This window comes from Allofournierella massiliensis (assembly GCF_964241245.1).
In the GTDB taxonomy this organism is placed as follows: domain Bacteria; phylum Bacillota; class Clostridia; order Oscillospirales; family Ruminococcaceae; genus Allofournierella; species Allofournierella massiliensis.
The window spans coordinates 1-6,657 of sequence record NZ_CAXSWZ010000056.1; the positions used below are offsets into that span (position 1 = coordinate 1).

At 56.6% G+C, this 6,657-nt stretch carries 7 protein-coding genes and 1 tRNA gene; 3 read left to right on the forward strand and 5 right to left on the reverse strand.

The genetic code is table 11. The features are described 5' to 3' along the window. Positions 1–113: 113 nt before the first annotated feature. On the reverse strand, positions 114–806 hold the full coding sequence (locus ACESYO_RS16230; RefSeq protein WP_058963173.1) for a helix-turn-helix domain-containing protein: 693 nt from the start codon (positions 804–806) through the stop codon (positions 114–116). 291 nt (positions 807–1,097) lie between these two features. On the opposite strand from ACESYO_RS16230, the gene ACESYO_RS16235 reads away from it, so the two are divergent. After that, positions 1,098–1,733 carry a histidine phosphatase family protein gene (locus tag ACESYO_RS16235; protein WP_373210857.1) on the forward strand — a complete coding sequence of 212 codons (636 nt, stop codon included), beginning with the start codon at positions 1,098–1,100 and terminating at the stop codon, positions 1,731–1,733. 73 nt (positions 1,734–1,806) lie between these two features. Here the strand turns inward: ACESYO_RS16235 and ACESYO_RS16240 are convergent, their stop codons facing one another. The 3 genes from ACESYO_RS16240 to ACESYO_RS16250 all read right to left on the reverse strand — a co-directional run bounded on the left by ACESYO_RS16240 (position 1,807) and on the right by ACESYO_RS16250 (position 5,531). Further along, entirely contained in the window at positions 1,807–2,721 is a 915-nt protein-coding gene (locus ACESYO_RS16240) for an AEC family transporter (protein ID WP_373210855.1), read from the reverse strand. 214 nt (positions 2,722–2,935) lie between these two features. After that, complete coding sequence (locus ACESYO_RS16245; RefSeq protein ID WP_373210853.1) at positions 2,936–4,231, reverse strand: DUF3048 domain-containing protein; 1,296 nt, start codon at positions 4,229–4,231, stop codon at positions 2,936–2,938. A 94-nt stretch (positions 4,232–4,325) separates the two neighbouring features. Next, positions 4,326–5,531, reverse strand: coding sequence for a DUF3048 domain-containing protein (locus ACESYO_RS16250; protein WP_373210851.1), 1,206 nt, complete (start codon positions 5,529–5,531; stop codon positions 4,326–4,328). Positions 5,532–5,551: 20 nt separating this feature from the next. On the opposite strand from ACESYO_RS16250, the gene ACESYO_RS16255 reads away from it, so the two are divergent. Both ACESYO_RS16255 and ACESYO_RS16260 read left to right on the forward strand, forming a co-directional pair. Further along, a complete protein-coding gene (locus tag ACESYO_RS16255; protein WP_373211332.1) occupies positions 5,552–5,950 on the forward strand; it encodes a hypothetical protein in 399 nt (132 codons plus the stop codon). Positions 5,951–5,976: 26 nt separating this feature from the next. Next, a tRNA-Lys gene (locus ACESYO_RS16260) sits at positions 5,977–6,052 on the forward strand. Between the two features lie 125 nt (positions 6,053–6,177). Here ACESYO_RS16260 and ACESYO_RS16265 read toward each other — a convergent pair. Further along, positions 6,178–6,441 (reverse strand): hypothetical protein, encoded by a 264-nt coding sequence (locus tag ACESYO_RS16265; RefSeq protein ID WP_058963168.1) that lies wholly within the window; start codon positions 6,439–6,441, stop codon positions 6,178–6,180. Positions 6,442–6,657: the final 216 nt, after the last annotated feature.

The following is a 6,657-nucleotide window of genomic DNA, read 5'->3' on the forward strand; positions in this document are numbered from 1 at the left end:
TTTCTCTGTTCTTTTACTTTTCATGCAAAAAAACTGCTCTGGCTTGATTGTCACAGCAGGTTTTTCTACAAGCTGAGACCGGAACCCTGGTGGTTCCGGTCTTTTCTTTTGGATTATTTCTGCTTGTCGATGCGCTTTTCGCTGTTTTTGATCAGCATCATCAGGCTGCCGGAATACAGGCGGTAATCCTGCTCCAGGCTCTGGCTGGTCATGGCAAAGCAGCTGGTATCCTTCATGGGGGCGCTGCTGCCCACCTCTTCGCCGGCCAGAATGGCAGCCACATTGGCTTCGGCAGTGTCCATGGCAGCGGAGGAATATCCGCTCCACCGGCCGTTGCTCACACTGAACAGGCTGCTGGCATTTTTGGCATTGGAGGAATAGAGCAGGCGGAACATCTTATAAACCGCCACGCTCAGATAGCCGCTCACCTCGCTGATCAGATCGCTGTTCTGGCTGGCGCCCAGCTTGTCGTACAGGATGTTCAGGCTGTTGGAGATCAGCTTTTTGTTCATGGTGGGCAGGGTGCTGCCGCGATAGATGCTGTCCCGCGCAGAATCCGGGTTGGGAATATCCTCCACCCGCAGGGTCAGGCCGTTGCGGTCCGGGCTGCGGCCCAGCAGATAATCGCAGGACACATCATAATACTCCGCCACGCGCACCACAAAATCCAGACCGCATTCGCGAATGCCCTTCTCATAGTGGGACAGCAGCGCCTGGGATACACCCAGATCCGCAGCCGCCTGCTTCTGGGTGATGCCCCGCTCTTTGCGCAGCAGGGTAATGATCCGGTTAAATTCAGTCGTCATGCACTCTCTACCTCTTCGTTCCGCAAGTCCGTCCTGTCCGCATCGGGCACAGGCCACCCGCGGAGACAATTACGTATCGTAAATTATAAAACAACCAAAACGCTTTGTAAATACAAATTTCGCCAATTTTCTTTTTGTTTTTTCGTAGGTTTTGCCTAAATATTGACTTTGTCACCTAGATGTATGATAATAAGCAGGAATTCTTTTCTAAATATTGTGTTTCAAGAATTTTCCATTTAGTATTATGTTACTATTTTGTAATCTTTTGATCTGTTTTCAGGAGGGATTTTTTTGAAAACCTTTACCCTGCACCTGATCCGCCACGGGCTGACCCGGGGCAATCTGGACGGGCTGTATGTGGGCGGCGGCACCGACCTGCCCCTGTGCGACGAAGGCCGCGCCCAGCTGGAGGAGCTGCGCAGCCGCTTTGAATATCCCCAGCCTTCGCTGGTGTTCACCTCGCCTCTGCTGCGAGCCACCCAGACCGCGGACATTCTTTTCCCCACCGCCCGAAAGCTGGCCATCGATCAGCTGCGGGAGGCCGGCTTCGGTGTATTTGAGGGCCGCAAGGTGAATGAACTGGTGCACGAACCGGAGTTCGCCCGCTGGATGGACCCCACCTCCGGCTTTACGCCCCAGGGCGCGGAGCCTACGGCCCAGTTCCATCAGCGCTGCGGCGAAACTCTGATGAAGCTGTTCGAATACCTGATCCGCTCCGGCACCGAGGAGGCCGTCTGCGTGACCCACGGCGGCGTGATCATGAGCATGCTGGCCCAGAAGGCCCTGCCCCGGCACAAACCCGAGGACTGGATGGCCGACCCCGGAGCGGGTTACACCCTGCGCACCGACGCGGCTCTCTGGATGCGGGATGGTATTGTGGAAGCAGTGGACATTGTACCCTTCGGCTATCTGGATGACGAAGCCTGATTTTCCCAACCGCAATCGGAAAAGCAGCCCCGGAGCTTTGTTCCGGGGCTGCTTTTGGGTTTTGCTTTCTTTTTTACATCACGCCCAGCGCAAACAGCGCTGCCAGCATGCCTGCTACGCCCAGCAGGATGGACAGGGAATTGATAAAGCTGGCAAGGCCGCCGTTGCCGCCGCACTGCTCGGTGAATGCGGGGGCGATTACCGAGATGGGCGCAAAGACCAGCACGGCCAGTCCCCGGCGCATTTCCAGCGAAAAGGGAGCCAATGCAAGGATCCCCGCCGCAAGAATCAGCGCCACAGCCAGACGGATGCACAGCACCTTCCCCGCACTCCAGATATATTCCGGCTTTGCCTCGACCCGGAACATGGCTCCGATCATGAGCATGGCCAGAAAAGGATTTGCCACGGAAATCGGGTTGATAAAATCCAGCAGGCCCTGCGGCACCGTAATTCGCAGCATCACCAGCGCCAGCATGGTAAGATAGGTGACAAACGGAACCGAAGTGATCAGCTTTTTGCCCACGCTTTTCAGATCCGGCCTTTCCCCGCCGCATACCACCGAGACCAGTGCATAGCTGCCGCCGGTGCACATGATGGAATTGCCCACATCAAACAGGCAGGCTGCCATCACCGCCTGTGCCCCCAGAAAGCTCTGAAGAAACGGCAGCGCGAACGCGCCAATGTTCCAGCTGGGCAGGTTGAGCATATATAGCGCCCGCTCGCCTGCCGAACGTCCCCGGCTCAGCAGCAAGCCCAGGCCGATCATCCCCCAGCTCACTGCCAGAGCCAGCAACGGAATCAAAAGCAGCTTCGGCTGCCAGTCCATATTGGCGGTGCTGCTGATCACCGCAGCGGGCAGGGTGATTTTGAGCACAATGCTGCTGATTATTTTATGATCCTTTTCTCCGAAAATTCCGAGGCTGCGAAACGCAACCCCCAGCAGAATGATAAACAGAAACGAAACAGATTTTACGAAAACGGTCCCCATGGACCCAATCCCCCCTTTTTTATCGCAACCATTTTATTATACCGCTGCCCCAAAATTTGCACCATGGAAAAACCGCACAAACCTCTTCCACAGCCGGGGCATTCCTCTCATCCTGCCGGACAACACAAAAAAGAGCATCTGCATGTTCTGCAGATGCTCTTTTTGCTTTTTTCGCCTGCACGGCCCATCCGGCAAAAATGCGCCTGGCGCTTGATCAGCCCTGCGGCTGCGAGGCCGGAACGCTTTCTGTCACCGGCTGGGAAGCAGGAACGCTTTCCGCCACCGGCTGGGATTCCGGCACAGGAGCCTCGGTGGGTACCGGCTCCGGTGTGGGCTCCGGCGTAGGCTCCGGGCTGGGCGTGGGCACTGCGGTGGGCAGTGGTGCGGGAGCGGAAGGCAACGCCTGCTCCGCGCCCGAGACATCCAGCAGCTTCAGGCTCTGGCCCGCAAAGCCGCCATAAATGCCCAGATAGGTGCGGCCGGGCTGCACATTCAGCATGCTGCCATTCTGGTCATACAGCTTCAGCGGGGCCATGGCGTCGCCCTTTTCCCAACGAATGGTCTGTACCCCGCCGCCGCTCAGATACAGCCCTTCGCCGCCGCTCAGATCGTACTGGCGGGTCACGCCGTTGTCCTTCATGCCGCTGGAAGCCATAAGCAGGATCACATTGGAGAAGCGAACCTCACTGTCCTCCGGGCGGTTGGCGTCGGTCTGGGGGGTATCGCCTTCCCGCAGATAGTAGCGCTGATCATCCGGGTTGTAGACCAGACGGGCAGTGCGCTCGCTGCCGTAGGTAATGGCCAGCTCATAGCCCTGGCTGTTCTGGGGAACGCTGCCCTCGGCAAACTGGAAGAAGCTGTTTGGTTTTCCCTCGCTGCTCTGACCATACAGCCCCAGCGCACCGGGTACCAGACTGCTGGTGGTGTACCAGCTGTACTGCTCCAGATAGAGCTTTGCACGCTCGGTATCCAGATCAAAGGCACTGGTTCCGGTGTAGATGCCGTCCAGCGGCTGGTATCCGTAATAGTTCACCAGATTGGAGGTGTAGGCATCGCTGCCCACATACATGGGAATGGCCTGCAGAGGCATGACCATCTGCAAAAACAGGTCCCGCCCCTGGCCCACCGGGCCCACCTTCTGCAGCGCATCCACGCCGTCGTACACGGCCATCAGCCAGCCGCCCTGCCCTTCGGTGTTTGCCTCGATCAGCAGTTCGGTATCGCCGATGCCCCACTGGGGCCAGGCCGCCTTGTCGTTGTAGAGCATCACAGCCACCGGGCGCTGGCCGTAATACTCGGTCTCACGACCGGTGAGCGCACTGATGCCCTCGGCAGGCATGGGCATATCGTTTTCCGCCTGCGGCAGCTCCGGCACCTGCTGCTCCGCCTGCGAAGAGGCCGCCTGGCTGGACGCAGAGGCCTGTGCCTGGGAGGAATCCGCCCCTTTGCCGCAGCCGGCCAGCAGCGCCAGGCTCAGTGCCAGCGCCGCCGCTTTGTAAAATACTCTCATCTGTGTGTTTCCCCTTCCCCTTATGTTATGCTTTGCTGGAGTGTAAAACAGGGCCTGTCCATTTTTGGCAGACAGGCCCTGGATCAAACTATGATCAATCCTCGTTTTCCACGAAGGTTTCGCTGGTGGGTGCTTCCTGAGTGTCCTGCGCGGTGGCCAGAGGCTCCCACTTGAAGCTCTCGGCCTCGTCGATATCCACCACGGTCACATAGCTCTTGCCGCAGTTGATTTCGAAGGGCTCCTGGGTATCAAAGGTTACCAGACGCAGAGTGTCCAGCGGGGTACCCTTCTCCCAGCGGATCTTCTCGATCTTGCCGCCGTAGCAGTAGTAACCAACGCCGCCCCAGCTGTACTCGGCATACTGCAGATCCTTGGCTTCGTGGCCGGGATAGGTGTGGATATCGGTGAACAGCACGATCACATTGTCGAACATCAGCTGCTGATCGTTGTTTTCATCGATGGTATCCCGGTAGCTGCCCAGGCTGGAGTAATACTGAGCCATCTTGTACTGACCAAGAGAGGCGTCGTAGTCGAACTGGGTACGGTAGCTCTGGGAATGGCGGATGGTCACACGCTCGGCGTTGTTATCGCCCTCCACAAAATTGCCTGCGGGAATCACGGCCGGGTCACGGTAATCCACAAAATCAAAGAAGGTGGAATTGTAGCTGCGGCGGTCGTCGATGTTCTGGCTTTCAATGTACTCAGCGATCTTTTCGCCGTTGGTGTAGGCAGTGTGCTCGGTGGCCACGGTGTTGCCCGCCCAGTTCAAACGGTTTTTATCCCGATAGATCAGACCGGCAGCAGTGTTGCCCTCCAGATCCCACTCCTCATAGCTGTAGTCCTCGATGTACTGGCGCTGCACCACACTCTGGCCCACATGCACATACAGCGGCTGCCAGGGCAGAACCAGACGGAAGAACTGGTCGCGGGCGGAACGGATGGGACCGATCTCGGGAATATCGTTATAGTCGGTGAACACCGCCATAAAGCGGGTAATTCCGCCTTCTACCTTGATCTCGAACAGGATATCCGCCGCGGAAAGGCCGCGCTGGGGCCGGCATGCCTGAATATTATTCACCATAACGGCGGTGATGCGCTCGCCTTCCGGATAGTCAATGTCCTTTTCGTAGCCGGTCAGAACCTGGGCCTCATAGGGCTCCGGCGTGGGTTCCGGCGTAGCCGCGGGGCTGGATGCTCCCTGCCCGCCTTCGCCACTGGCGGTCTCACCCTTGCCGCCGCAGGCGGTGAATACGCTGGCCGCCATGAGTACAGCCAATACGACACTCATCAATCGCTTCATGTGATTCTCTCCATTTGTCTGTGTATTTTTTGCACAGGCCGCAGCCGGGGCGCACCCATGCGGAAAGCCCTTTTCTCGCGCCGGGGGCGCTGCACCCCCGTTTTTTCCATTTTACTCCCACTCAGAATCGTTGTAAAGCAAACGGGAATTTTTACGCACTTTCGCCAAAATCCCAGGAAAAAGTTTGTGAATCAAACCCATTGAAAGTTTTTCCCAGGCTTCAGCGTGGAGATCAAAGCGGAATCCCCACGCCCCAACCGCTCGTTCTTGAAACGATGGGCTATTCTTATCATACTCATTTTTTGGCCGTTTGTAAACACTTTGTAATTTTTGGCGGCACTTTCAGGGTCAAAAACAGCCTTAAGGCTTTCTCTGCTGTTTTTTTGAAAAAACCGCTTGACAAAGTGATGGCGGATTGATATAATAAATAAGCTGTAAACAGCGTGAATCATTAGCTCAGTCGGTAGAGCATCTGACTTTTAATCAGAGGGTCCGGAGTTCGAGTCTCCGATGGTTCACCAAAAAATCCCGGACGCGAAAGCGCCCGGGATTTTTCCTTATTTACTCTTCATTCTTCACTTTTCACTTAACACTCCCCCGTTTTCCTTTCATTGAGGCCGGGGGAGTTTTTGTTTTGCCCGCGGTTTCAGCTCTCTTCGGTTTTGTGGTTCGCATCGTGCTTTTTGCGGGCGATCTCGGCAGTGATGATGCCCAGAGCCGCCAGTGCAAAGACCACACCCCAGATCACCGTTCCGGTCTGCCCTGCCACAGCCGGGGCCTGCGCCGCCTGCTGGGTTCCGGCAGCCAGCACGCCGGGAGCCGCGCCAAAGGCCAGCAGCAGCACACCCACCAGTGCGGCCAGCGTGCGCAGAGAGCCAATCATCCAGTCCAGTTGTTCTTTTTTCCGCATTTTCCATTTCCCCCTTGCTTTTATCCGGTTGCTTCTGGTTTCAGTTTAGACCCGTCGGGTTGGCAGGTCTATCGCTTTTGGGTGAAGGGGTTGTAAAGTTCCGGTCAAATTTTCCAGCCGGACAGCACACGCGCAAAAAGGGGCTGTTGCAAAATAGCCTAAAATGAAAAAAACGAGATAGACTTCCCCGAAAGGGTTGCCTATCTCATTTTTTGT